Below are 25,667 nucleotides of genomic sequence, written 5' to 3' on the forward strand. Positions count from 1 at the left end.
GGTCCCATGCGTCTGCCGTTTTTCTTCATCCTCGGCATCGTCATGATCGATGCTATGGGCATTGGTCTTGTGATGCCGATCATGCCGCAACTGATCGTCGAGGTTCAGGGTGGCACCCTGGCCAATGCCGCGATCTGGGGCGGTGTGCTGAGCACAGCCTTTGCCGCGATGCAATTCATCTTCGGCCCCATTCTGGGAAACCTTTCCGATGCTTACGGGCGCAGAACGGTATTGCTGGTGTCCTTGTTCGTCATGGCGCTGGACTATGTCGTCATGGCCATGGCGGGCAGCATCTGGCTTTTGCTGGTCGGACGTATCGTCGGCGGCATCACGGCGGCCACCCATTCGACAGCGGCGGCTTTCATGGCCGATGTGTCCGCCCCAAAAGACAAGGCCGCAAATTTCGGCCTTCTGGGCGCGGCATTTGGTGTGGGGTTCGTTCTGGGTCCGGTGATCGGCGGATTGCTAAGCGAATTTGGAACCCGTGCACCATTCTGGGCTGCTGCGGGTTTGGCGGCGCTAACCTTGTGCATCGGGTATTTCGTGATGCCCGAAACCGTGACCGATGAAAACAGGCGTGCCTTCAACCTGCGACGCGCAAATCCGGTGAACTCGCTTCGCGCCATAGCATCATTGCCCGGCATCCGGCCGATGCTGTGGGTCTATTTCCTGTATTCGGTTTCAATCTACGTCTATCCGGCCATCTGGTCCTATTTCACGACCGAACGCTTCGGTTGGTCCGCGCAGATGATCGGCCTGTCGCTTGGAATCTATGGTATCGGCATGGCCGTCGTGCAAGGCGGTCTGATCCGCCCGGCCATCCGGCTTTTGGGCGAGCGGGCAACAATCATCTATGGCATGATCTTTGAAATCATGAGCTTCGCCATTCTGGCCTTTCTGACCAACGGCCTGATCGCACTGCTTCTCATTCCGATTACCGCCATTGGGGCGGTCATCACGCCCGCCCTTCAGGCGATGATGTCACGGGCCACACCAGATTCGCAGCAAGGTGAATTGCAAGGTGTCCTGACTGCGCTGCATGCGCTTTCCATGGTGATCTCACCGTTGGTGATGACCAGCGTATTCGCGCAGTTCATTCGACCTGACACCCCGCTCTACCTGCCCGGCGCCCCTTTTCTGCTGGCACTCTTGTTGATGCTGGCAGGGTTCCTTCTGTTTAGACGGTCCCGGCCTGTCGTAGCGTAACAACGACACGCAAATGGCGGTTTCTGCCTTGCGAGCCGCCTTTTCCCGCGCCACCGTGAACCCAACGGGAGTGAGGGACAACATGCAAAAAATCAAAGCCGCAGTCTGCCGGGCATTTGGCGAGCCACTGGTGATCGAAGACGTTCATCTGGCCCCCCCTGGCACGGGCGAGGTCGAGGTGACACTGGATGCCGTGGCCATCTGCCATTCGGACATTTCCTATGCCGAAGGCGCATGGGGAGGGTTCCTGCCAGCCGTTTATGGGCACGAAGCCGCAGGCGTGATCACAGCAGTCGGAGAGGCGGCCGGGGATTTCAAGGTCGGCAACCCTGTGGTGGTGACCCTGATCCGCGCCTGCGGGTCTTGCCCTGCCTGCGCAGGCGGGCAACCGACAATTTGCGAAACACCCTACGACACTGTCAAAGGTCCGTTGAAAACAGGCGATGGCGGCCCGCTCGAACAGGCGATGGCATGCGGGGCCTTTGCCGAAAAGGTCGTGGTAAGCCACCGCCAGGTCGTCAAAATCCCGGATGACCTGCCCAAGGAACTGGCCAGCCTGCTGTCCTGCGGTGTGATCACCGGGGTCGGCGCTGCGGTGAATGCGGCAGGCGTGCGCCCCGGTCAGGACGTGGTGGTCATTGGGGCGGGCGGTGTAGGCCTGAACGCAATTCAAGGCGCGCGGATTGCAGGCGCCCGGCGGATCGTGGCCGTGGACATGACCGAAGAAAAGCTTGAGATCGCCAAAGAGTTCGGCGCAACCCACGGCGTCCTGGCCAGCTTGGATCAACCTTGGAAAGCCGCATACAGGGCGCTGGGGGGGCGCGGTGCCGATGCCGTTCTGATCACTGTCGGCGCGGTTCCCGCTTATGATCAGGCTCCGCGCTATCTTGGGCGCGGCGGCAAGGCGATCATGATCGGGATGCCACATTCCGGTGACATGGCCAGCTATGAACCTGTTGTATTGGCAGCCCTGGGCCAGGGTATCGTCGGGTCGAAAATGGGCGACGTGGTCATTCAGCGCGACATACCCTGGATGGTGGACCTGTATAAGCAGGGGCGGCTGAAACTGGACGAGCTGATCTCGGGCCGCTGGTCTCTGGATCAGATCAACGAGGCCATCGCCGACACCAAAACCGGATCGGCCAAGCGAAATGTGATCCTGTTCGACAGGACCTGACCCACCGAAAGGATTTGGGATGAAACTTCAGGATCTCGACGTCATCGTCACCGCCCCGCCCGCTCCGGGCTGGGGAGGGCGATACTGGATACTTGTCAAAGTGACGACCGATACCGGCATAACGGGATGGGGTGAATGTTATGCCTCGTCCGTGGGCCCCGAAGCGATGCGTCATGTCATTCAGGACGTGTTCGACCGGCATATGTTAGGAGAAAACCCCGAAAACATTGAACTCATGTTCCGCCGCGCCTATTCCAGCGGCTTTACGCAGCGCCCGGACCTGACGGTGATGGGCGCATTCTCGGGGCTGGAAATAGCCTGCTGGGACATTCTGGGCAAAGATCGCGACAGGCCGGTGCATGCGCTGCTGGGCGGCAGGATGAATGACCGGATCCGGGCCTATACTTACCTGTACCCCCTGCCCCAGCACAACCTGAACGATTTCTGGACCTCTGCCGAACAGGCCGGTGAAACGGCGGCGGAAATGGTAAGCCGTGGCTACACCGCCGTGAAATTCGACCCTGCAGGCCCCTATACCATCCGCGGCGGGCACATGCCCGCGATGAACGACATTTCCATGTCCGTCGCCTTCTGCAAGGCGATCCGCGAGGCCGTGGGGGACAGGGCCGATCTGCTGTTCGGTACCCATGGCCAGTTCAACACAGCCGGTGCAATTCGCCTGGGGCAGGCGTTGGAACCATACCAACCCCTGTGGTTCGAAGAACCTACGCCGCCGGACAATATCGAAGACATGGCCCGCGTCGCGCGCAATGTACGCATTCCGGTTGCAACCGGAGAGCGGATGACCACAAAGGCCGAATTCGGAGCCGTCCTGCGCGCCGGAGCCGCCGAAATCCTACAACCGGCCCTGGGACGCGCAGGCGGAATATGGGAGATGAAGAAAGTCGCCGCCATGGCCGAGGTCTTCAACGCGCAGATGGCGCCGCACCTGTATGCCGGCCCGGTGGAATGGGCCGCCAATATTCATCTGGCGGCGTCCATTCCCAACCTGCTGCTTCTGGAAACCATCGAAACACCTTTCCACGATCAACTGATCAAGGGCTCGATCCGGGTCGAGAATGGCTTTGTCGCCGCCCCGGATGCTCCGGGCCTTGGGATCGATGTCGATGAAGACCTGGCCCGCGCGCACCCATATGACGGAGACGGTTTGCATCTGCAAATGCAGGAAGACCCATGCGATTACGTTGAAGGCAACGCTTTTCAAGGGGGCGCCCCGGCAACCGAGGGGTGACAATATCAATGGCCTTGATGCATATTGGCAGCACAAACGCGATATGACGGTCAGAAAGTGGCACTTAACGAAACCGAACCTCAGGAACACCCAACAGACGCTCTGCCGGACATGAAAGACAATGCTGCACGCGCGGCTGCATTTCTTAAAACACTGGCGCACGAGGGGCGTCTGATGATCTTGTGCCATCTTGGTGGTGGTGAAAAATCCGTTGGCCAACTTGAAGAGCTGCTTCAGCTGCGGCAGGCCGCAGTCAGCCAGATGCTGGCGCGCTTGCGCGAGGAAGAGTTGGTCTCGACGCGTCGGGAAGGCAAAACGATCTATTATTCATTGCGCGACGGCGCCACGGAAAAAGTGATCCGTCTGCTTTATGATTTGTTCTGCAACACGGACTGCTGATCGCTAATTGGACACATAGCCGGCGATCACCTGCAACAGCTTGAATGCGGTCGCCGCGTCGTTTTCCACAACGGCAAGGAATTCTTCTTCACCGATCCGCAAGCAGGAAAGCTTGGTTTCCGCCACCATGCTCAGCGCACGCGGTTCTTTTCTGATCAGGCCCAACTCTCCGACCAAAGCACCAGGCCCGACTTTGGTGATCAATTGGTCAGGCCCCTGTTCTTGCGGCAGGTACAGACCTGCTTCGCCCTCCAGCACCACATAGGCACCGTCGGTGGGTTGGTCATCTTTCAAGAACACCACCTGCCCTGGCTCGGCATCAAACCAGCGCGCACCAAAGGCCAGCAGGCGCAGCTGCCGCCGATCCAGGCCCGAAAACAACGGGGTTTGTTCCAGAGCGCGCAGTTTCCGCGTCAAATCCGCCGATGCTGCACTGTCTTCCTCCACCTCCACAGGCCCTCCGTCCGAGACCACACGACCTTGCCGGATTTCCACATACATGTCGAATGCACCGGGGTTTTCGAACTGATCATTCAGATAGACAACAGTGGTGTCCGGCAGCAGTTCACGAAGCCGTTTATAGACAGCAACCTGCGTTTTCATGTCGTAGCTGGCCAGCGCATTTTCCAGAATCAGGATGTCAGGTTTCTTGATCGTCGCACGGGTAAAGGCCAAGGGTTCGGCAAATACCGCCGGAAGATTCTGACCGCCCAAAGCAACCTGCACATCATAGATCAGCTCTGTGACCAATGGGCGCGCGCCGTTTTCAGCCAATACATCGACAATCACCTTGCGGGCTTCGTCCGAACGGGAACCGCCAATCTGGCTGACTTTTCCGAACAGCGCATTTTCCATGACCGTCAATCCGGGCGCAAAGACGTTCGGATCCAATGGAACGAAGACGTCTTGCAAACGCTCCATCAGTTTCTCGGAATGGCTGTGCCGGAGTTCGAGGATGCGATCCTTCAGTTCATCCGTGAACGCAGGTCCGATCTGTTCGGCAGAGATCACAAACGGCACCGCCAACATGTTGGCAAGCTGTTCGTCATCCAGCCCGTCCGAACCTTCTTTGCGGGTCTGGTCCACCAGATCCACCGCAATTTCATAGGTTTTTGCATCAAGACCAAGCTTTTGGAACAACGGGTGGTCGGTTCCATCGATCCCGAAGATCTGGCGCAGCATGTCGATCACATCGCGGGTCAACGCGATCAATGTCTCGTCCAGCCCCAGTTCACGCAACTGTCCGAGAAAGACCTTTTGCTGCGCAAGCAAAGCTTGTGTCACAGGAACACGTGGCGTTGCGAAAAGCAGATTTTCAGCCACAGGCAGAGCCGCGTTATAGGTGTTCCGGTCAAAGACAAGCGCCTGTTGTTCCAGCCCGGCCTCCCGAACGGCCTGCTGCACGACCGGGCGCAGCTCGATCAGTTTCTTTGCCAGTTCACAATGCTCGGCCGCATCGAAACTTTGTTCGGCGCCCCGTTGGAACAGCGCTGCGCCAAACCCCATTCCATCAATCAACTGCAACCACCAGGCACGCAGTTCTGCGGCGTCCTGAAAGCCGGCCAGAGTTGGGTCCAGCCATTCCGCCCTGAACGGATCGGCACTGTTGCCCGCCCTCAGAGTTTCAAGAAAATCCGGATCGTCCGGCGGGTCAGTCAGCGGTTTGAACCGCATCGGCATCATCACGTTGTCGCCCAGCGTACCCTGAAACATGACAGGGCGTGATGTGACATACCCGATACGCGCGGCGACAACCGCCTGATGCACCTCGGCCAGTTTCAGATCCCCGATCCGAACCTGGCCAGCACTTGGACGTATTTCCCGTGTCAGCAATTCGCCGATGGCGCGTCGATCTTCCTCGCTGGGGGCGGCGATCCCAATTGTCTTTCCGGCAGGAAAACTGAGGTCCAGATCATCAAGCACCTGATTGCCATCCATGTCGCGCACCGAAACGTGATCCAGCACGATGTCGCCGTTCAGGTGCGGCCACTCGGTAGGTTCACCTTTGAACAAGGTTTCATCATGCATTCCGGCCGGGGCAAAACGGTCAAGAACCACATCCCAGCGCAGCGACATGTCCTGGGTCTGGTTGTAATAGGTCAGCAGTTCCTTCCAAGGTGAGCTGAGATCCTTGTACGCAGCCAATGCGGCAACCAGCGCCCCCAGTGAAACCGAGCCCTGAAGCACCAACAGACCACCAACCAGATAGAACATGAACGGTGTAAGCTGCGAGATGAAGTTGTTCAGGAATTTCATGAAAAACTTCTTTTGATAGATCTCGAAACGGATGCCGAACAGGCGTCCCAATTGCTCTGAGATCATCGACCGGCGAAAACGCCAGCCGCCATTGGTCCGCAGGGTGGACGCGCCCGCTGCGTTCTCGCCGATCTGCGCCGCCAGAACCCGAACCTCCTGAATGCGTTTTTTGTTCAGCAGATTGATCTGGCGTTGCAGCTTGGGGATCAACCAGGCCTGCAAGGGTATCAGCGCCACCGCGGCCAGCCCGAACCAGACACTTTGCAGGAACAGGAAGGAAAGTATGGTGATCATTTGGCCGGCCTGAAGAACCGGCTGGCTGATCGCATCGCCCATCAGGCCGCCCATCGGCTCGCTTTCGGCGGTGATCATTGACACCATTTCACCTTGGCTTACACGCTCGAAATAGGGTTGAGGAAAGCGCAGCGCCCGGCTGATCAACTGATAGCGAAAGCGCCGCAGCATCCGTTCACTCAGCACGCCCTTCATGGTGTTGATGCGCATTTTCATCAGGCCGTGGCACAGCACGGCCGCCAGAAAGGCAAAGCACAGAACAACCAGAAAATTAGTCTGTGACATGGAATAGCCCCAGATCGTCACCTCAGAGGTGGACGACCCGATCGCGTCATTGATTATTCGTTTTGGCAACTCAAGTGTGAGGTACAGCAAAGGAAACAGCGTCGCCGTCACGGCCAGCAGGATCAGCTGTTCGCGCTTGGAGTATTTCCAGATAAAGCGGAAAATTGTGCGTTCTATGGAACCTGCCCCTGCTGCTGACCTTCGACGTGGATTAAACGCAATGCATGCAATTTCAACAGCATGAATCAAATATCATCCAGACAGGATAAGCAAATTTTTCCCTTTTGGAAAATTTCTTGACCGAATGTGAACTAGTTCATTTACGCGTGCCCGTTTTATTGCCTAATGTTGGCGGCAGAACGATATCGGGAGGGTTCTTTTGACTGCCAGTATTGGCGCAGTGTTTCTTATGCTTTGTCTTTTGTTGATCAAGCATATGTTCGCTGACTACTACCTCCAGACACCGAAGATGCTTTCCGGTCGGGGAGAGTATTTTCACTTGGGACGCGCGCAACATGCCGCTGTGCATGTTGTGGGTTCTGTCGTCGTTTTTTTGGTGTTCGGCGCGCCGTTGTCTTTTATTCTGATTGTCGGGGCGCTGGAATGGTTCATCCATTTCAATATCGATTTCATCAAGGCCAGCTATTCAGACAAAAAGCGACTTGAGCCAACGCAACCCGCTTTTTGGCGCGCTGCAGGTTTGGATCAGTTGATGCACAACTTGACTTATGTTGCGATGGTTTGGGCCTGGGTTACTTTCGCCGCGGCTTGACGGTGTTAGGCCGCGTTCTCCGATACCGCAAGCCGATAGGCCCTCAGCCACATCCGATCCAATGCGTCAATCGCAGCAGGGTCGAACCGGTGTTGAACTTCCCAATACCGACCCGAGGCCACATAATATCCAAGATCATCTTCCATTTGCTGCACATTGTGCATGGCTGCAATATCGGGAAGCGGTGCGGCCGTCAGGTCAGATATGTTGACGGATGGAAACACCAGCCGGCTTGGCGCGCTGGACAACCGTACGGTTCTGCACCCCTGAGCGGCTGCAAAAAGACCCAGTCTGGCGGCCTTCGCTTCAAGCGAACGCAGTGTCACGTCTTCTCGCAAAGGGTCCGCCGTGCCATTTCCGTAAAAATGTGTTCGCCCCGATCCTGAATACATCATGTCGCAACCGGAAAAAGCCAGAACATCCGGCTTCAGGGCTGACAAAGCCCAATAGCCTGCCGTGAAAGCCATCGTTCCGCCGGCATAGACGAACCCGCCATAGTCATTCTGACTTGGGACGTATTCGTCGGCAGTGACTATGTGTTGAGTGCCAAGAACTTTTCCAGGGCGGCGCTCTGCTGGGAAGTCTTCGGGGTGGATCAGGTAATCCCAGTCTTCTCGGATGCGCCACGCGTTGTTGATGGCGACGATATGCGTGAAAGGCGCGCGCGACCATGCCCGCGCCTCCAGCGCCGATGGGGCGCTGCCTAGGATCAATACGGTTGTCTTTCGGTCGGTCATGTCAGGGCCGGGCTTGTTGACAGCCCAACATGACATAGACCGTTTGCGAAACGCGACTAGCCCAGAACCGAAAAACTGCTTTCCTCATTGATCGGGCGTTTGCGCGAGTAGAAGCCCACGTCGATTGTCCGCTTGATGTATGGCAATTCGAACTGCAACGGTTTCGCGTCGTGATCGGCGCCACCTTCACAGTAGTCGATCAGTGCCGCCATCATCTTGCCCGCAATCGGCGCGTTCTTGTATTGGTTTCCGCTTGAACCACAGGCCATGTAGAACCCCGGCAGGCTGGACTTGTCATAGATCGGAATCCAGTCGGTCGACGCATCATACAGGTCAACCACGCCCCGCGTTTTCGATGGAATACCAAGGCTGGGCACACGCTGCGCATACCGCATGGCCTGTGTGGTCCATTGGTCGGTGAATTCCCGATTGTAGTTCACATCGTCCTCGCACCACTGATGCGGATCACATTCCGGGTCTTCCGATCCGACAAGGATGTGATTGCCGTGTTCCGGGCGGCAATAGCAGGCGATGTCACTGTCCGAAACGATGGTTCCGTCGTGTTCAAAATCGAACCCTTCGGGGGCGGGAACATGCACGACCTCCTGCCGCAAGGGCCGGGTTTTGATGGTCATATCGTCCAGAACGCCGGCCATCTTGTTGATGATCGACGAACCAGGTCCCGCAACATTGACAACGACCTTGGCGTGGATTTCCTCGCCCGAAGCCAGCTTGACGCCGGAAACGCGCCCGCCCTCGGTCAGAATCTCCGTGACTTCAGCGCCGGTTCGCACCTCGGCCCCGTGCAGCTTCGCAGCATCCATCAGGTTCTGCGCCGACAGGGCCGGGTCGGTGACATAGCCCGCCTGCGGCCAGTACACCCCGCCCGTCATTTTGCGCCCGTTGGGCTGGCCGAATTCCGGATCGTCCATGCGCCGCGCCGGGGCAAAGCTGTCCAGCGAATAGACCGGCAAGCGGTCCAGCACTTTTTCACCTGACCATTCCTCGAACGGGCAATCCAGCTCGGACGAATTGCGCATGTGCTTCTCCAGCATCCCGTTCGCCTCGGTCTTCATGACCAGACAGCCGGTTTCGCGGAACTGCGCAAGGTTGGCGTCTTGCGGCAAGCCAAGATACTCAGCCCAGTCGCGCCAGTAGTGGTAGCCTTCCCAGGCAAACGCGGTTCCATCGAATGTGGAATAATGCATCCGGATAATTGCGCAGGACCCCGCGGTAGAACCGTGCCCGACCTGAGAATTCCGGTCCAATGACAGGGTTTTCCAACCTGCCTTGGACATCTCGAACGCAATGGCCGCGCCGATCACGCCAGTACCGATGATGATTGCGTCTGGTTGGCTCATGTCTGGTTTCCTTTCCAAAAGCGCAGAGAATACGCGCTGAATTCTTCAACTTCTTCAGGCTTCGGCTCGACACCTGTGAAGGCGTAAAGGTAATGCGGCACCATCGACAGCCGCATCTCGATAGGTTCGTTCAATTGCGCCAGATCATAACCGATCTGCATGTAATACAGCACGCGCGCCCGGGTTTCGGCTTCGATCTCGGAATAGCCGTAGCGGGCGAACATGGCGTGCAGGGCTTCCAGCCTGCGGGCGTCCGACTGGTCCAGCATACGCCGCACCTTGCCTGACTTTCGCGCCCAGTCACGTACGGCAAAATCCAGCGCAGTATCGAACAGATCGGTGTTCACCACGCACCGATGAACATTGCAGACGGCCGCTGTGATCGTCTTGGCCGGAGCTTCGGCCTGCGCGATCAAAGCGGCTGTGTTGGTGGCCTGCCAGCGGGCCAGCAGCGCATCCAGCAACTCTTGTCGGGATTTGAAGTACCAATAGAACGACGACCGCGATACTGCCATCCGTTCGGCCAGGTTCAGAACCTTGATCTGATCCACCCCGTCCGAAATCAGCACATCCATCGCCACGTTCAGCCAGTCGTCACGCGTGACCTTGATGTTGCCGATCAAGGGTTCGGCCTCGGGGTCATCGCGATGAAGGATCGGTTTCGTATTCATTCAACTCTCCGGCGGTGCCCCGCCCTCGGCGGTACGACGGGCAATGAAGTCATGTAAATCACCTATCCGATCATTGTCGACAGCGGGCGCCTGAAAGTCATTCAGAATGCCCTTCCAAACGTCCGTTGCCCGATGGTTTGCGTCCACCGACCCGCGCTCGGCCCATGTGCCGAAATTGGCGTAGTCATGGACATGCGGTTGATAGAATTCAGTGTTGTAGCGCTCCATCGTTTGGCTTGATGCAAAGAAATGGCCACTGGGTTCAACCTCACTCAATGCAGATTCAAACCCAATCTCGGACGGCCCCGCCTGCGCACCTGCGCACAGTTCGGCGACCATGTTCAGCACTTCCGCATCGCAGACCAGCTTTTCGAAGGAAACCGTCAACCCTCCTTCCAACCAGCCTGCGGAGTGGATGATCACCGTTGCCCCGGCCATCAGGCATCCCCAAAGGCCAAACTGGTTCTCGTTCGCGGCCTGCACGTCGTTGATGTTTGACGCCGATCCGGCAGCCGAACGCCAGGGCAAACCAAGGTGCCGCGCCAGTTGACCGGCAGCCAGCGATGCCTGAAAGTGCGACGGCGTCCCAAAGGCGGGCGCGCCGGACTTCATGTCCACGTTACTGGTGAACGTGCCATAGCAGACCGGAGCACCAGGATTGGCAAGTTGGGTCAAAGTCAGCGCGGCAAGGGCCTCGGCATGAGACAAGGTGATCGCCCCGGCCACGGTGATCGGTGCCATCGCGCCCATCAGGGTAAAGGGTGTGATGATCGACATCTGACCGTGGCGGGCAAAGTCGATCAGACCTTGCGCCATGGGGATATCCAACGTGCGCGGGCTGTTGGTGTTGATGATGGTGTAGCAGTGGGCATGGCCCCGGAACGCATCATCCGAAAGACCGCGGGCCGTGGTCAGCATCTCAAAGCAGTCCATCACCTGCGGGGTTCCACGCGAAAAGAAGAACGGAAACTTGTCCGTCAGTTCCATCTGCGCCCGAGTCGTGAAGTAATGACGCAGATGGGTCGGCACATCCTGCGGCTCGACCTGTGGCGAGATCATCTGGAACACGTCGAAATGATGGGTGAGCTTGAGGAACTCCAGATAATCCTGACCCGTCGCCGGGCGCCGACCGCGTTCAAGATCGGTGGCATTCGGGGCGCCGGCTCCGGGCTGGAAAACCAAAGAACCCAATTCCAGCGTGAAATCGCGACGCCGGGCACCGGCGCGACAGCCGATGGATTTGGGCGCTGACGCGACTGCGGCTTCAACCATCTCGCGCCCGATAAAGACCATCTCACTGTCTTCATCCACCCGCGCGCCACCTTGTTTGAACAGTTTCCGCGCCTCGGGAAGCAGGGTCTTTACCCCCAACTGTTCCAGAGTCCGCAACGCGGTGTCATGCATGTCCGCGATTTGGTCGGCCGGGAACACTTCCATCAATGGAAAAGGATTCCTGAGCTGGCGATAGTTCACATCGCGACCGGGCTGCGGGGCGGCTTCAGCCCCCCGCCCCCGCCGTCGGCGTCCGCGCTCCGCAGCAGTCATGATCAGCCTCGCATCGCTTTGCCCTGAGGATCATAAGGCGACGGCGCAATCACGCGCGCCGGACGTTCAACGCCCACCACATGGACGGACAGTTCCGTGCCCGGTTCCGCCTTGTCCCGATCGATCAGGGCCATCGCCAAAGACTTGCCGGTATAGTGCCCGTAGCCGCCCGAGGTTACGAAGCCAACGCGCTCGCCATTGGCCCAGACCGGTTCGTATCCGCTGGCATCTGCATCCAGTGCATCAATTTCCAGTGTCGCCTGAATTTGCGCGGGGCCGTTGCCGTCACGTTCGGCAAGCGCGCCCGCCTTTCCAACAAAGTCCTTGTCCCAGTCGATCCAGCGATCCATTCCGGTCATGCCCGGTGTATAGGCTTGCGTGAATTCCGCCGACCAGATGCCAAAGCTTTTCTCAAGCCGTGTTGACAGCATCGCGTTGAAGCCGCATTCGCGGATGCCTTCCTCGGCCCCTGCTTCCAACAGGATGCGGCGCAGCTTGATATGGTCACCATAGCGGCAGTTGATCTCGTACCCTTTTTCTCCGGTCACCGACATACGGGCGACGCGGGCGCGCACGAGGCCGATATCGAAATCGCCGCACCCCATGAACTTCAAGCCCGAGATATCCTGTTCCGCCAGTTTTTCCACAACCACCTGTGACTTCGGCCCGACCACGGCAAAGCCGCAATATTCCTCGCCCAAATCACGGATATTGACGCCATCCATCATGTGATCGTCGAACCAGCGCATATGCCAGGCCCGCAGGTAATAGCTGCCCATGATCCACCAGGTCCCGTCACCCCAGTTCAGAACCGTCAGATCGCCCTTCAGCCGACCATCCTCACCCAACATCGGGGCCAGTTTCGCACGACCCGGGCCGGGGAGCTTGGAGGCCATTACCCTATCCAGCCAAGCTTCTGCGTTCGGACCGGAAACCTCGAACCGAGAAAAGCCCGAAATATCCAGCAAGCCCGCACCTTCGCGGATCACTTTGCATTCCTCGGCCACGATGTCATGCGCATTCGAACGCTTGAGCGTCGGGGTTTCCTCGAACCCTTTCGGCGCGAAATAAAGCGGTACTTCAAGATCCCAGCTGACGCCCCATTTGCACCCTGCCTCGGTCATCGCATCATGCGCCGGTGCCATTTTCAGCGGCCGCCCGGCGGGCAGTTGCTCGTTCGGATAGGTCATCACGAAGCGGCGGGAATAGAACTGCCCGGTCGTCTCGCGGATATAGCGCTTGTTCTGGGCATAGTCGCCATAGCGCGCCACGTCCATCGGCCAGGCGTCGGCCTCGGGCTCGCCATGGATCATCCATTCGGCCAGCGTCTTGCCGACGCCGCCGCCTTGCAGGAACCCGGCCATCACCGCGCAGGCGGTCCAATAGCCGCGTTTGCCCGGCACCGGGCCGACCAGAGGGTTGCCGTCGGGCGAGAAGGTGAACGCGCCGTTCACCCATGTCTTGATGCCCACGTTCTGGATCGCCGGATAGCGTTCGAACCCCAGCGTCAGCTCGTTTTCGATGCGGTCCAGCTGCTCCTGGAACAGCTCTTCGCCATAATTCCACGGCGCGCCGTCCATGGCCCAGTGCTCGTGATCGACCTCATAAATGCCGACCAGAACGCCCTTCTGATCTTGCCGCATATAGGTGAAGCCCTCGAGATCCACGGTCATCGGCATTTCGAAATCGGCCGCTGCGACCTCGGGCACCGTGTCGGTGATCAGGTAATGGTGTTTCAGCGGAGAAACCGGCAGTTCGACCCCAGCCATGCGCCCCACCTGCTTGGCCCACAAACCGGCGGCGTTGACCACATGTTCGCAAGTGATCGTGCCCCTGTCGGTCACCACCTGCCAGCCATCCGCCGTCTGGATCAGTTCCTCGACCTTGGTTTCTTCATAGTATTCCGCCCCGCGCTTTTTCGCGGCTGTGGCATAGGCCTGCACGGTGCCTGTGGTGTCGATATAGCCTTCGCGGTCGGCCCACATCGCGCCCAGAATGCCATCGGTGGACATGATCGGGCAGCGTTTCTGCGCCTCTTCAGGGCTCAGCAGTTCACAGTCATCAATGCCGATGGACTGGAAGATACGGTAATTGGCCTGCAACCACTCCCACCGCTCGGGGGTTCCCGCCAGCGTTAGACCGCCGGTCATATGCAGGCCGATATTCTGGCCTGATTCCTTCTCGATCTCGCTGAGCAGATCAATGGTATAGGCCTGCAAAGACGCCATGTTCGGATCGGCATTCAAAGCATGAATGCCCCCCGCTGCGTGCCAGGACGACCCAGACGCCAGCCGCCGCCGCTCCAACATGACGACATCCGACCAGCCAAACTTGGCCAGGTGATACAGAACCGAGGCCCCGACAACGCCTCCTCCGATGACCACGACGCGATATTGGGATTTCATCCCGACCTCCCCTGAACAGAATCTGAGGAGACGCTAGTGGCACTGTTCACATCTGTCTAGACATTTCTGTACAGTGCCGATCACAACGCAACCCGGCGCGGTTCGGCCGGTTTACTGGCTTGCGCTTGGACGAGATTGGATGGCTTGAAACCACGCCAGGGTGGCCGCATTGTCTTCCGGGATACGCATCTTGATGACGCGGGCGAAATCGACAAAAACGAAAGCCGAGATATCCGCCAGGGAAAACAAGTCACCGGCCACAAAAGGGCTTTTCGTCAGACGTGATTCCAGCATTTCAAAGAAGGATGCCACACGCTCGCGCCCGCGCAGTGCAAGTTCGGGAATCTGCGCATGATTGGAAGGGCCCGGAATGGCGCGATCCTTGAAGGCGGGATGTCCATTGCGCAAAGCCTCGGCAATCGGTGCCCCGCCCTGATGTTCGACGATCGCGTTCCACATCAGAACCAAACCTTTTTCCTCGGGGGTTCGGCCCATCAAAGGCGGTTCGGGAAACTGTGCCTCCAGAAAAGCTGCAACGCCCAGATTTTCTGTCAGAACGGTTCCGTCATCCGTTACCAGAACCGGGATCGTGGCCCGTGGGTTCACGGCGCGAAAGGCTTCGCTCAATTGTTCACCTTTCGCAATCGAGACCTCATGCGTTTCGATATCCAAACCTTTTTCGGCAATGAACATCCGCGCACGACGGGGGTTTGGAGCAGTGGAGCAATCGTAAAAAATCATGCCGTTACTCCTTTTCGGTCAGCGGCGATATATGAAACAGCGCCCTTCGACGGCGCCTTCGGGCAACGGCATCTCGGTCAGCCCTTCGAAATACATCCGATCACTTGAGACCATCAGCCCGCCCGGAGCAAGCAAAGGCTCGATGAGCGGAGATACAAACCGCGCGAATTTGTCATTCTTTTCGCGATTGTGCCCACCAAGATCCGCGTGGATCAGGCTGGCTGACGCGCCGAACCGCTCAACCGATGCAGGCAGGGTATCCCGCACATCGCCCAGAATCACGTGATCTTCGGGCGGGGTCGAGTCGGGGTGCGAAGCCACCGCGCGTTCGAACACATAGACCGGGCGGCCATCCATGTGCTGCACAAGATGGTGATACGTACGCCCGTTGCCCAAACCCAATTCGAACACCGGACCTGTCATGCCCGCAGTTTGCCGGATTGCGTAATCCAGACAAGCGCGCTGTGACACCATGCGATCGATGAACAGATCCAGACGGCTTTGATTCTCGGACACCGGAAAATATCTCCTTGATACCATTCGAGAGCATAAATGCGCCCGATGCCGTCCTTGATGGCAAAATCTCAAGACTTTGTGTAGCGACGAAGCCCGTAGTTTCACGATTTCGCGACATTTCGGCCCAAGAACGGGTTTGACTAGACGGGCGGAACCGCGCGACACTGAACAAAAAATCACGGGGAGTTGAAGTAACCGATGTCATCGAACGGTCAAACGGGTGGAAAACCCGCATGAGCGCGTTGTTGTCCGTAAGAGACCTCAGCATCGGCTTTGGTACGGGCAATTCCGTGGTCACGGATGTGAACTTCGATGTCCAAGCCGGACAGACGCTTGCCCTTGTCGGAGAATCGGGATCGGGAAAGACAATCACATGCCGCGCAGCCTTACGTATCCTGCCCCGCACGGCGCAGATTCGAAGCGGCACGATTACCCTGAACGATTCCAAGGGCATGTGCGAGCTTACCACAGTGTCTGAGCGTGAATTGCGCGACATCCGCGGCAATCGGGTTTCAATGATCTTTCAGGAACCCATGAGATCGCTGTCCCCGCTGCACAAGATCGGCAATCAGGTCAGCGAGGTTTTGTGGTTGCATCGTGGGCTTTCCGAGTCCGCGGCACGCAAAAAGGTCCTGACGCAATTCGAACGCGTCGGTTTCCCTGATCCACAGCGTGCCTATGACTCCTACCCTTTCGAGTTGTCCGGCGGTATGCGCCAACGCGCCATGATCGCCATGGCCATGGTGTCCAAACCCGAATTGCTGATCGCGGACGAACCGACCACCGCACTGGATGTGACCACGCAGGCGCAGGTTCTGGGCCTGATCAAGGAGTTGCAGCGTGAAACCGGCATGGCGCTCATTCTGGTGACTCATGATCTGGGTGTCGTCGCCAACATGGCCGAGCAGGTCGTCGTCATGCACAAGGGACGTATCATGGAGGCCGGCCCCGCCGCCCCGATCCTGACCGCGCCCGCACACCCGTATACCAAGCAGCTGTTTGATGCCGCGCCGGAAATACCGGATCAGGATGCGGTGGGTATACCGATGCCCGACACGGATCTGATCCTTCAGATGAAGGATGTGTCCAAGACCTACACCATGCGGTCCAGCAAAGGATGGCAGTCCGACAAAGCAATCTATGCCTGCCGAGGTGTCGACCTGAACCTGGCGCGCGGCAAGACTTTGGCAATTGTCGGTGAAAGCGGATCGGGAAAGACGACGGCGGCCCGCATCGCCCTGGGGGCTGAATTGCCCGACCCCGGTGGTGAAGTCCTGTTTCGTACCGCCCCCGACGCCGACCCGATCACGGTGCACAACATGACCCGAGCCCAGCGCACGGCGTTTCAGCGCAAGGCGCAGATGGTGTTTCAGGACCCTTACAGTTCGCTCAGCCCCCGGATGCGCATTCAGGACGCCATGACCGAACCTCTGGAAATCCACCGCATCGGCACAACAGCCGAACAGCGGGACAAGGCCGCCGAGATGTTGCAGCGCGTCGGCCTGACGGGTGATATGCTCAAACGCTATCCGCACGCGTTTTCCGGAGGGCAGCGACAGCGCCTTTCCGTGGCGCGGGCCATGATGCTGGACCCGCAGTTGATCGTGTGCGACGAACCCACATCGGCATTGGATGTGTCTGTTCAGGAACAGATCCTGACCTTGCTGGAAAACCTGCAAGACAGTCTGAACCTGTCCTACCTGTTCATCTCACATGATCTGGCCGTTGTCGCACGGATCGCTGACGAAGTTGCCGTCATGAGGCGGGGTCTGATCGTCGAACAGGCACCGCCCGAAACTCTTTTCTACAATCCGCGCCATCCATACACCAAGGCGCTGATTGCCGCTCAACCCGAACCCGACATCAATCGCCCGATTGACCTTCAATTGGTTTCTCTGGGTGCCGGCGCGCCGGACAGTTGGGATGAAGCCTTTCGTTTCTCGGACACCGTGATACCCTCATTGGTGGAATTGGAACCGGGCCATAAGGTACGTTGCCATGTTTAATACCATTCGCCCTCTTCTGCTGGCTGCTATGCTGGCGTTTTCAGGGATCCTGCCCGCGGCGGCAGATACAATCCCAACACCTCAGGAAAGCGCATTCTGGAGCGCCGAGGTTGAAAGCGGCAATCTTCCGCCAGTGCAGGAGCGTTTGCCGAAGGACCCTCTGATTGTGGATCTGGCCGCGAAAGGAAGAGAATTCGGGAAACCGGGTGGCACTCTGCGCACCATGGTCACGCGATCCAAAGACATCCGGCAGATGGTTGTCTATGGCTATGCAAGGCTGGTCGGGTTCAACCAAGATTACGAATTGGTACCCGACCTGCTGGCCTCGTATGAAAACGAGGGCAATCGCAAATTCACCCTGAAACTGCGCGAAGGACACAAGTGGTCGGACGGCTCACCCTTTACTTCGGAAGACTTCCGCTATTGGTGGGAAGACGTCGCCAACAACGAGTTGCTCAGCCCGTCAGGCCCACCCGATTTTCTGATCGTCGAAGGTAAATTGCCCACGGTCACGTTTCCTGACGAGACCACAGTGATCTTCGAATGGGATGATCCCAACCCGAACTTTCTGCAATCTCTGGCACAAGCACGACCACCATTTATTTACCGGCCGGCCGCCTTTCTGAAACAGTATCACGAGAAATACGCGGACGCGGAAGAGCTTGCCTTTCAGGTTGAAGATGCCCGGGTCAAAAGCTGGGCGGCGCTGCACAACAAGCTGGATAATCTTTACAAGTTCGACAACCACGAACTTCCCACGTTGCAGCCGTGGCTGAACGCCAGCTCGGGCAAGAAAATCCGTCACAACTTTGTGCGCAACCCCTATTATCACCGGATCGACAGCAAGGGGGTGCAACTTCCCTATATTGACGTGGTCGAGATGGAGATCGTCGCCCCCGGTCTTGTTGCCGCTAAGACCAACGCCGGTGAAAGCGACCTGCAAGGCCGTGGCCTTGCCTTCCGAGACGCGTCGATCCTCAAGAAAGGCGAAGCACAAGGCGGATACAAAACGCTGTTGTGGAAAACCGGCGTGGCCTCGCAGATCGCGATCTACCCGAACCTGAACTTTTCTGATGATGTGTGGCGCAATGTACTGAGGGACGTTCGCGTGCGCCGCGCCTTGTCGCTGGCCATCGACCGGCAGACCATCAACCAGGCGCTTTACTTCAAACTCGCACACCCCGCCGCGAACTCGGTTCTTCCCGCCTCGCCCTTCTACAGTAAAGAAAACGCCGAGGCCTGGGCGCAATACGATGTGGATCAGGCCAATGCGCTTTTGGATGAGGCTGGTCTGGATCAGCGCGACAAGAACGGCATCCGCCTGTTGCCTGACGGTCGTCCGATGGAGCTGGTGATCGAAACCGCAGGTGAGCGGCAGGAAGTCGAAAACGCGCTTCAGATCGTAACCGATACCTGGCGTGAAATCGGTGTCAAACTGGTCATGCGCCCGCTGGACAGGGACATCCTGCGCAACCGCGTTTTCGCGGGCAATTCCATGGCGTCCGTCTGGTTCGGTTGGGATGATGGTATTCCGCAGGCGCATACGTCCCCGGCTTATCTGGCCCCGACAGATCAGGTGTTCCTGGCCTGGCCAAAATGGGGGCAGCACTATCAGACCGGTGGCGAAGCGGGTGAAGCCCCCGACATGCCAGAGGCGCAGCGCCTGATGGAATTGGCGCATGAATGGCAAATCGCCACGACCGATGAAGAACGCGCGGCTGTCTGGACCGAGATGTTGAAAATCCATGCCGATCAGGTCTATGCCATAGGCATCCTGAACGGCGCCCCCCAGCCCATTGTGGTGTCAAACCGCCTGCGAAATGTTCCGGAACAGGCTATGTGGGCCTGGGAACCCGGTGCACATTTCGGCATTCACCGCCCGGACGAGTTCTTTTTCGCCGACTGAGCAGGAGCAGCTAAATGATCATGCTGCGCTACGTGGTGTATCGCTTTTTCACGATGCTGCTGACTTTGTTGGTGGTCTCGGTTCTGGTTTTTGTAATCATCAACCTTCCGCCCGGCGACTATCTGAGCAACCAGATCGCTGAACTTCAGGCCTCGGGCCAGTCGGCAGGTGTCGCAAAGGCAGAGTTCCTGCGCGCTGAATACGCTCTGGACCGTCCGATGTGGGAACAATACCTGATCTGGATGGGATTCTGGCCCGGACCGCATGGGTTTTCGGGGTTGATCCAAGGCAATTACGGGTGGTCCTTTGAATTTGACCGTCCCGTTTCCGAAATCGTCGGCGACACGCTTTGGTTGACGGTTGTGGTCAATCTGGCTGCGATCCTGTTTGTCTATGCCGTCGCGTTGCCGCTGGGCGTTATCGCCGCCGCGCGGTCCCGGACATGGATCGACTATACCTCGGCCTTCGTGGGATATCTGGGGCTGGCAACGCCGAACTTTTTGCTGGCGCTGATCCTGTTCTACTATGGCCACCAGTATTTCAACCTGCCGATCGGGGGCTTGATGGATCCCAGTTTCGAAGGCCAGCCGATGAGTTGGGAGAAACTGAAATCCATCCTCGTCCACCTGATCGTACCGACCTTCGTCATCGGTACTTCAGGCGCATCGGCGATGATGCAGCGTCTGCGCGCGAACATGCTGGACGAACTCGGCAAGCCCTATGTGGAAACCGCCATCGCAAAGGGCATGGCCCCGTCACGGATGCTGACCAAGTATCCCCTGCGGGTGGCCTTCAACCCCTTTGTTGCCGATATCGGCAACCTGCTGCCGTCGATGGTGTCCGGCTCGGTTCTGGTATCGGTCGTTCTGGGCCTGCAAACCATTGGCCCTACTCTGCTGACTGCTTTGAAGACGCAGGATCAGTTCCTGTCCGCGTTCATCCTGATGTTCGTCGCCCTGCTGACGCTGATCGGCACGATGATTTCGGATATCCTGCTGGTGATGCTGGATCCGCGCATTCGGTATGAGGGGCGCGAGGCATGACTGATCGTCCTGACAACCGCTATGTCGATGACGCGCCGTTTGATCCGCAGGCCTCGATTCAGCAGCTGGAACGCGCCGATCTGGATGCCCCCAACTGGGTTCTGGTCTGGCGCAAGTTCAAAACCCACAAGCTGGGCCTGATCTCGGGCATCTTCCTGCTGTTTTGCTATCTGATGCTGCCCTTTGCCGGGTTTATTGCGCCTTACGGGCCAAATGACCGAAACGGAGAGCACCTGTACGCGCCGCCACAATCGGTAAACTGGTTTCACGAGGGTGAGTTCATCGGCCCACATGTCTATCCGATCGTCGCCGAGGCGGACCTTGAAACCTTCCAATGGAAGTTTGTCCCCGACACGGAAGACCCGCGCCCAATCCGGTTCTTCTGCGAAGGCTCTGAATACAAGCTGGCCGGTTTCATACCGTCGGACACGCATCTGTTCTGCCCGCCAGAGGGGACAACGCTGTTCCTGTGGGGATCCGACCGTCTGGGCCGAGACATCTTCAGCCGAATTCTCTATGGCGCGCAGCTGTCTTTGACGGTGGGTCTGATCGGTATCTCGGTGTCCTTCTTTCTTGGCATCCTGTTCGGTTCGATGGCCGGCTATTTCGGCGGACGTATCGACTGGACCATCAACCGCGTCATTGAAATCCTGCGTTCGTTGCCGGAACTGCCGCTGTGGCTGGCCCTTTCCGCCGCCGTGCCTTCGAACTGGAGCCCGGTCGCGGTGTTCTTCATCATTTCGATCATTCTGGGCATCCTCGACTGGCCGGGTTTGGCGCGCTCGGTTCGGGCGAAGTTCCTGTCTTTGCGGGAAGAGGAATATGTCCGGGCCGCCGAGATGATGGGCGCAAGTTCTGGCCGCGTGATCCGCAAGCACCTGCTGCCCAACTTCATGTCGCACCTGATTGCATCGGCCACATTGTCGATCCCAGCCATGATCCTGGGGGAAACGGCGCTCAGCTTTCTTGGCCTCGGCCTGCGCGCACCCGCGGTCAGTTGGGGTGTGATGCTGAATGACGCGCAGAACCTCGCGTCGATCGAGATCTATCCCTGGACGGCAATCCCGATGCTGCCGATCATTGTCGTGGTTTTGGCGTTCAACTTCCTTGGTGACGGGCTGCGCGACAGTCTCGACCCCTATCAGCAATGAGTCTGCTGGCCACGCTTCCCGCTGCCAGCAGCTATCACAGGGTCGGTGCCGGTGTTCTGCCAAGCGCCTTCGCCGTTTCCGAACTGGCCACCGCCAGTTTCGCAGCCGTGGGGCGGGAAATGGCCCGGCTGACCCAGGCGATCAACCTGTCCAGGAACGCACCCGAAGTCTCGATCGATCATCGGCTGGCATCTCTGTGGTTCGGCTATTCCTTCAAACCGGAAGGTTGGGACATGCCCAGTTTGTGGGACGCGGTCGCGGGCGACTACAAAGCCGCTGATGGCTGGATCAGGCTGCACACAAACCTGCCCCGCCATCGCTCTGCCGCGTTGAAAGTCCTTGCCACCCAGCCAGAGCGTGAAGCCGTGGCAAAAGCAGTTAGGTCTTGGTCAGTATCGGATCTGGAAACCGCGGTTGTTGCCGAAGGTGGGGTGGCCGCTGCCATGCGCAGCCGGACGGAATGGCTTGATCACCCACAAGGCCGCGCCGTGTCGCGCGACCCTTTGATCGGATGGCAGGGACCGCGCTATGTCAATCTGCGCGACAGACCTCGGGCCACCGCTGATCGGCCTCTGGCCGGGTTGCGGGTGCTGGATCTGACGCGCGTTCTGGCCGGCCCGGTTTCTACCCGAACGCTTGCAGGGTTCGGAGCCGACGTCTTGCGCATCGATCCGCCTGGCTGGGATGAACCGGGGGTGATCCCCGACATATCGCTGGGAAAGCGCTGCGCCTATCTTGGCCTGAAATCCGAAACCGGCCTTGAACGATTGCATGGGTTGCTGGCTCAGGCGGATGTGTTCGTACACGGGTATCGCCCCGGCGCGCTGGAGGCACTGGGTCTGACCCGGGCCAAACGTGACGAGCTGGCTCCGAACCGGATCGAAGTCACGCTGGATGCCTATGGCTGGCAAGGGCCATGGTCGACCCGGCGCGGGTTTGACAGCCTTGTCCAGATGAGCGCGGGTATCGCCCATGCCGGGATGGAGTGGGCGAACGCGGACAAGCCGACCCCGTTGCCGGTTCAAGCTCTGGACCACGCGACCGGCTATCTGATGGCGGCTGCTGTCCTGTCCGCACTGGCCGAGGCCGCATCAGGCAATTCCATCATGCACGCGCATCTCTCTCTGGCGCGCACCGCCGAGCTTCTGGCCGTGCTCGGCAAAGACGAAGCACAATCCGCGCCCATCACCCCGGCAACAACGGATTACGGCACGGCGACGGAGGCGTCCGGCTGGGGGCCGGGCCATCGCCTCAACCCTGCGCTGAGGGTCGGCGAAGCGACGATGCGCTGGGATTTGCCTGCGTCGAAACTGGGCAGTTCAGAACCTGTCTGGCCGCTCGACGCCAACTGACCATCCGGTACGCAGCCGCGCCCCTATCGATCATCGCCCCCAGGGCCGATATCATCCAGGTAGTCCTCATCGATCGCGGCCTGCACCGCGCCTGTTACCGCCTCACGCTGTTTCGGCGTCAGGTCATCGGCCTCTTTGCCGTCCGCCAACCTCACGGTGACTTCGCGATGAGCGAATTTGATGCCTTCCCGCGCGAACAATTCGCGAATTTCCTGATAGACCTTCTTGCGCACCAACCACTGATCGCCCGGTTTGGTCATGAACTTGACCCGGATGATCATCGCTGAATCCTGCATCTCGATCACGCCCTGGGACTTCAACGGCTGTATGAAGTTTTCGCCGATCACAGGATCGCTCAGCAACTCCTGCCCCAGCTTCTTGATCAGCTTTCGCACCTTTTCCACGTCAGTGTCATAGGTCACGCGCAGCGGCAGTTTCATGATCACCCAGTCACGGGAATAGTTCGTCAGAACCTTGATTTCGCCAAAAGGAATCGTGTTCAGCGCACCAAGATGGTGACGCAGCTGGAAGGACCGGACCGAGATCTTCTCGACCGTTCCCTTGACGTCTCCGATATCGATGTACTCACCCTTCCGAAAGGCATCATCCATCAGGAAAAACGCCCCGGAAAAGATGTCTCGCACCAGTGTTTGAGATCCGAAACCGACAGCCAGGCCAACCACACCGGCACCGGCAAACAGCGGGCTGACATTGATACCAAGTTCCATGAGAACGATCAGCATGATGGTCACGACCACAACGGCCAGAATTGCGCCGCGGAACAATGGCAGCAGCGTCGCCAACCGGCTTTGCCCGCCTTCCCCGCCCTCATCGCCCAGTTCGGCCTCGGTGCCATCATCGACTTCTTCCGCTATCTTGCTGTCGATCCAGATGCGAAAGAAATGAAACAGGATGTAGCCGATGAAGATGATGACCATTACATCCAGCACGCGTGCAACTGGCAGGTCCTCGCTCCAGTCCGCATCGGGGTACCAAATCACCACAAGGGCATAGACACCAATCACAAAGGCCAGAATTCCGGCCACCCGGCGCGCCAGATCCTCATAGGTCAGAAGATACTGTTTGCGCTGTTCTGCTTCGGGCGTTTCCACGGGCTCGGCATCCGCTTCGGCAGCGGCGGTTTCTTCATTTATCTCGTTGATCTTGCGCGAACGGTCAAAATACCGCTCCAGCACGTAGTTCATCGCACCATAGGCAACGACGACGGACATGAAGATCATATAGCTGCTTGCGATCAGCGGCAGCGGCGTTGGGTTCTCCAGTGCAAGATCAACCGCCAGACGGAACCAGCTGAACACGACATAGACGATCAGTGCAGGTGCCCAGCCGAAGGATACAAACCGCAACAACCACGAGACCTGATCCGGCGCTCTGCCGCCCCGGATTGCATTTGAAATGGCCCGGGCATTGAACAGGATCATCAGAATATTGCCGAAAGCGCCCACCATTGTCAGGCAGCCATAGACCATGGCGTAGACGTTGTAGTTCAGCCCGAAATCCGCAACCCAGGTCGAAAACAAAACAACCGTGATGTCATAGGTCGCGAGTGCCGAAGCCCACAGATACAGCCGCTTGGCGTCCCGGTCCGAGAACGGTGGCAGCCGGTATTGGCTCAGGTAAGGTGACAGAACCATCCGCCACAGATCGGACACCGTGCGCGACAGGAAGAACGCCGTGAAGATCGCCGTGACCGTGAACTGGATCGAGATATCGTCCGCTTCGCCAAAAAACAGGTATCCGACGATCAGGGCCATGAGCATGGCAAATATCGTCGCTCCGATCCCCATCAGGAACCGGAACAGAAGGAAGGGCATCTTTTCTCGGTAACCCTGCGGTTCATCCTTGATGCGCGCCACGACCCAGCGGCGCGCGATGCGTTTCCCGTATATCTCGATAGACAGCCAGCGGCCCAACAACAGGAACAGAATGTTCCAGCCCAGAACTTCCACATAGGTCTGAATGCGACCGTCCGGACTGGTCTGGCGCAGGATATACTTCACTTCGAACACCGAATACGGCAGCGCCTCAAGCCGCGATTGCATGGACTCACGGAATTTCGAGAACCGCTCCTGCGCCTTCATCAGCTGCGATCCCTCACCCATGGGATTGTTCGAATCGCCCGCTGCATCATCCGCGCCCGCACCCGTGCCGCCGGCTGTTGTCACAACCTGCCCGGCACTGTCGATGACGATCACACTGGCCCCGGCTTCGCTGGCGGCGCGAATTGCGGCAGCCAGATCGCTTTCCGGCGAGGACGCAGACGAACTGTCCGCATTGTATCCCGGAATCAAGGATGTTTGCGCTGAAACGCTGACCGGAAACGCCAGTACAAAAGCCCACAAAGCCAGAAGTGTTGCGGCCAGGAAGGTATGTTTCATGGGGTTTTGCATCCAGTTTTTCCGATAGCGGTCAGATTACAGAAGGGTTTCAGGCAGTTCAAACACTCGGGCGCGCCCTGCTCAATATCGTGTTCGGGCGTGTTCTTGGCGCACTGCCTGATTCCGGATGTTTTCAATCTGGCGAAAATTGAATATGAACGGGATCTGTAGGCCCTGCCCCTTTGCCAGTTCA

Annotated in this window: 19 protein-coding genes; 10 read left to right on the plus strand and 9 right to left on the minus strand. The window is 58.4% G+C overall.

The window, feature by feature from the left end:
• Positions 1-6: 6 nt before the first annotated feature.
• The 4 genes from ACR0A2_RS14380 (at position 7) to ACR0A2_RS14395 (ending at position 4,034) form a co-directional block, all read left to right on the plus strand.
• Complete coding sequence (locus ACR0A2_RS14380; protein WP_480835687.1) at positions 7-1,206, plus strand: TCR/Tet family MFS transporter; 1,200 nt, start codon at positions 7-9, stop codon at positions 1,204-1,206.
• 82 nt (positions 1,207-1,288) lie between these two features.
• Entirely contained in the window at positions 1,289-2,383 is a 1,095-nt protein-coding gene (locus ACR0A2_RS14385) for a Zn-dependent alcohol dehydrogenase (RefSeq protein WP_480835688.1), read from the plus strand.
• A gap of 19 nt (positions 2,384-2,402) precedes the next feature.
• A complete protein-coding gene (locus ACR0A2_RS14390) occupies positions 2,403-3,635 on the plus strand; it encodes a mandelate racemase/muconate lactonizing enzyme family protein (RefSeq protein ID WP_480835689.1) in 1,233 nt (410 codons plus the stop codon).
• Positions 3,636-3,746: 111 nt separating this feature from the next.
• Positions 3,747-4,034: an ArsR/SmtB family transcription factor gene (locus tag ACR0A2_RS14395; RefSeq protein WP_170345119.1), complete on the plus strand. Its 288-nt coding sequence runs from the start codon at positions 3,747-3,749 to the stop codon at positions 4,032-4,034.
• Between the two features lie 3 nt (positions 4,035-4,037).
• Here the strand turns inward: ACR0A2_RS14395 and ACR0A2_RS14400 are convergent, their stop codons facing one another.
• Positions 4,038-7,034, minus strand: a complete 2,997-nt coding sequence (locus ACR0A2_RS14400; protein WP_480835728.1) for a cyclic nucleotide-binding domain-containing protein — start codon at positions 7,032-7,034, stop codon at positions 4,038-4,040.
• Between the two features lie 244 nt (positions 7,035-7,278).
• Here ACR0A2_RS14400 and ACR0A2_RS14405 point away from each other — a divergent pair, with 244 nt between their 5' ends.
• On the plus strand, positions 7,279-7,641 hold the full coding sequence (locus ACR0A2_RS14405; protein ID WP_371419740.1) for a DUF3307 domain-containing protein: 363 nt from the start codon (positions 7,279-7,281) through the stop codon (positions 7,639-7,641).
• A gap of 5 nt (positions 7,642-7,646) precedes the next feature.
• Here ACR0A2_RS14405 and ACR0A2_RS14410 read toward each other — a convergent pair whose 3' ends face one another.
• The 7 genes from ACR0A2_RS14410 to ACR0A2_RS14440 form a co-directional block, all read right to left on the minus strand.
• Positions 7,647-8,378: a hypothetical protein gene (locus ACR0A2_RS14410; protein ID WP_480835691.1), complete on the minus strand. Its 732-nt coding sequence runs from the start codon at positions 8,376-8,378 to the stop codon at positions 7,647-7,649.
• 56 nt (positions 8,379-8,434) lie between these two features.
• Positions 8,435-9,739, minus strand: coding sequence for an NAD(P)/FAD-dependent oxidoreductase (locus tag ACR0A2_RS14415; protein ID WP_480835692.1), 1,305 nt, complete (start codon positions 9,737-9,739; stop codon positions 8,435-8,437).
• Entirely contained in the window at positions 9,736-10,410 is a 675-nt protein-coding gene (locus ACR0A2_RS14420) for a TetR/AcrR family transcriptional regulator (protein ID WP_480835694.1), read from the minus strand. Before ACR0A2_RS14420 ends, ACR0A2_RS14415 begins: the two co-directional genes overlap by 4 nt.
• Complete coding sequence (locus ACR0A2_RS14425) at positions 10,411-11,955, minus strand: trimethylamine methyltransferase family protein (protein ID WP_480835695.1); 1,545 nt, start codon at positions 11,953-11,955, stop codon at positions 10,411-10,413.
• A 2-nt stretch (positions 11,956-11,957) separates the two neighbouring features.
• On the minus strand, positions 11,958-14,360 hold the full coding sequence (locus ACR0A2_RS14430; protein WP_480835697.1) for a GcvT family protein: 2,403 nt from the start codon (positions 14,358-14,360) through the stop codon (positions 11,958-11,960).
• Between the two features lie 111 nt (positions 14,361-14,471).
• Positions 14,472-15,101 (minus strand): glutathione S-transferase family protein, encoded by a 630-nt coding sequence (locus ACR0A2_RS14435; protein ID WP_480835698.1) that lies wholly within the window; start codon positions 15,099-15,101, stop codon positions 14,472-14,474.
• Between the two features lie 18 nt (positions 15,102-15,119).
• Complete coding sequence (locus ACR0A2_RS14440; protein WP_171117334.1) at positions 15,120-15,641, minus strand: class I SAM-dependent methyltransferase; 522 nt, start codon at positions 15,639-15,641, stop codon at positions 15,120-15,122.
• A 209-nt stretch (positions 15,642-15,850) separates the two neighbouring features.
• Here ACR0A2_RS14440 and ACR0A2_RS14445 point away from each other — a divergent pair, with 209 nt between their 5' ends.
• Genes ACR0A2_RS14445 through ACR0A2_RS14465 form a run of 5 tightly spaced genes read left to right on the plus strand, consistent with a single transcriptional unit; the run spans position 15,851 to position 23,075 of the window.
• On the plus strand, positions 15,851-17,623 hold the full coding sequence (locus ACR0A2_RS14445; RefSeq protein ID WP_171117332.1) for an ABC transporter ATP-binding protein: 1,773 nt from the start codon (positions 15,851-15,853) through the stop codon (positions 17,621-17,623).
• Entirely contained in the window at positions 17,616-19,529 is a 1,914-nt protein-coding gene (locus ACR0A2_RS14450; RefSeq protein ID WP_480619290.1) for an ABC transporter substrate-binding protein, read from the plus strand. Before ACR0A2_RS14445 ends, ACR0A2_RS14450 begins: the two co-directional genes overlap by 8 nt.
• Before the next feature lie 14 nt (positions 19,530-19,543).
• Entirely contained in the window at positions 19,544-20,572 is a 1,029-nt protein-coding gene (locus ACR0A2_RS14455) for an ABC transporter permease (RefSeq protein ID WP_171232652.1), read from the plus strand.
• The gene (locus ACR0A2_RS14460; RefSeq protein ID WP_152457136.1) at positions 20,569-21,723 is read left to right on the plus strand and encodes an ABC transporter permease; all 1,155 of its coding nucleotides are present in this window, start codon (positions 20,569-20,571) and stop codon (positions 21,721-21,723) included. Before ACR0A2_RS14455 ends, ACR0A2_RS14460 begins: the two co-directional genes overlap by 4 nt.
• Entirely contained in the window at positions 21,720-23,075 is a 1,356-nt protein-coding gene (locus ACR0A2_RS14465; RefSeq protein WP_480835701.1) for a CoA transferase, read from the plus strand. The genes ACR0A2_RS14460 and ACR0A2_RS14465 overlap by 4 nt, the downstream gene beginning before the upstream one ends.
• A 23-nt stretch (positions 23,076-23,098) precedes the next feature.
• Here the strand turns inward: ACR0A2_RS14465 and ACR0A2_RS14470 are convergent, their stop codons facing one another.
• Entirely contained in the window at positions 23,099-25,474 is a 2,376-nt protein-coding gene (locus tag ACR0A2_RS14470) for a mechanosensitive ion channel domain-containing protein (protein WP_480835702.1), read from the minus strand.
• Positions 25,475-25,667: the final 193 nt, after the last annotated feature.

Source organism: Ruegeria sp. H8, assembly GCF_056532905.1.

Coding starts and splice junctions, on each gene's coding strand:
- ACR0A2_RS14380 (WP_480835687.1), top strand. CDS start 7: ATGCGTCTGCCGTTTTTCTTCATCCTCGGCATCGTCATGATCGATGCT.
- ACR0A2_RS14385 (WP_480835688.1), top strand. CDS start 1,289: ATGCAAAAAATCAAAGCCGCAGTCTGCCGGGCATTTGGCGAGCCACTG.
- ACR0A2_RS14390 (WP_480835689.1), top strand. CDS start 2,403: ATGAAACTTCAGGATCTCGACGTCATCGTCACCGCCCCGCCCGCTCCG.
- ACR0A2_RS14395 (WP_170345119.1), top strand. CDS start 3,747: ATGAAAGACAATGCTGCACGCGCGGCTGCATTTCTTAAAACACTGGCG.
- ACR0A2_RS14405 (WP_371419740.1), top strand. CDS start 7,279: ATGCTTTGTCTTTTGTTGATCAAGCATATGTTCGCTGACTACTACCTC.
- ACR0A2_RS14410 (WP_480835691.1), bottom strand. CDS start 8,378: ATGACCGACCGAAAGACAACCGTATTGATCCTAGGCAGCGCCCCATCG.
- ACR0A2_RS14415 (WP_480835692.1), bottom strand. CDS start 9,739: ATGAGCCAACCAGACGCAATCATCATCGGTACTGGCGTGATCGGCGCG.
- ACR0A2_RS14420 (WP_480835694.1), bottom strand. CDS start 10,410: ATGAATACGAAACCGATCCTTCATCGCGATGACCCCGAGGCCGAACCC.
- ACR0A2_RS14425 (WP_480835695.1), bottom strand. CDS start 11,955: ATGACTGCTGCGGAGCGCGGACGCCGACGGCGGGGGCGGGGGGCTGAA.
- ACR0A2_RS14430 (WP_480835697.1), bottom strand. CDS start 14,360: ATGAAATCCCAATATCGCGTCGTGGTCATCGGAGGAGGCGTTGTCGGG.
- ACR0A2_RS14435 (WP_480835698.1), bottom strand. CDS start 15,101: ATGATTTTTTACGATTGCTCCACTGCTCCAAACCCCCGTCGTGCGCGG.
- ACR0A2_RS14440 (WP_171117334.1), bottom strand. CDS start 15,641: ATGGTATCAAGGAGATATTTTCCGGTGTCCGAGAATCAAAGCCGTCTG.
- ACR0A2_RS14445 (WP_171117332.1), top strand. CDS start 15,851: ATGAGCGCGTTGTTGTCCGTAAGAGACCTCAGCATCGGCTTTGGTACG.
- ACR0A2_RS14450 (WP_480619290.1), top strand. CDS start 17,616: ATGTTTAATACCATTCGCCCTCTTCTGCTGGCTGCTATGCTGGCGTTT.
- ACR0A2_RS14455 (WP_171232652.1), top strand. CDS start 19,544: ATGATCATGCTGCGCTACGTGGTGTATCGCTTTTTCACGATGCTGCTG.
- ACR0A2_RS14460 (WP_152457136.1), top strand. CDS start 20,569: ATGACTGATCGTCCTGACAACCGCTATGTCGATGACGCGCCGTTTGAT.
- ACR0A2_RS14465 (WP_480835701.1), top strand. CDS start 21,720: ATGAGTCTGCTGGCCACGCTTCCCGCTGCCAGCAGCTATCACAGGGTC.
- ACR0A2_RS14470 (WP_480835702.1), bottom strand. CDS start 25,474: ATGAAACATACCTTCCTGGCCGCAACACTTCTGGCTTTGTGGGCTTTT.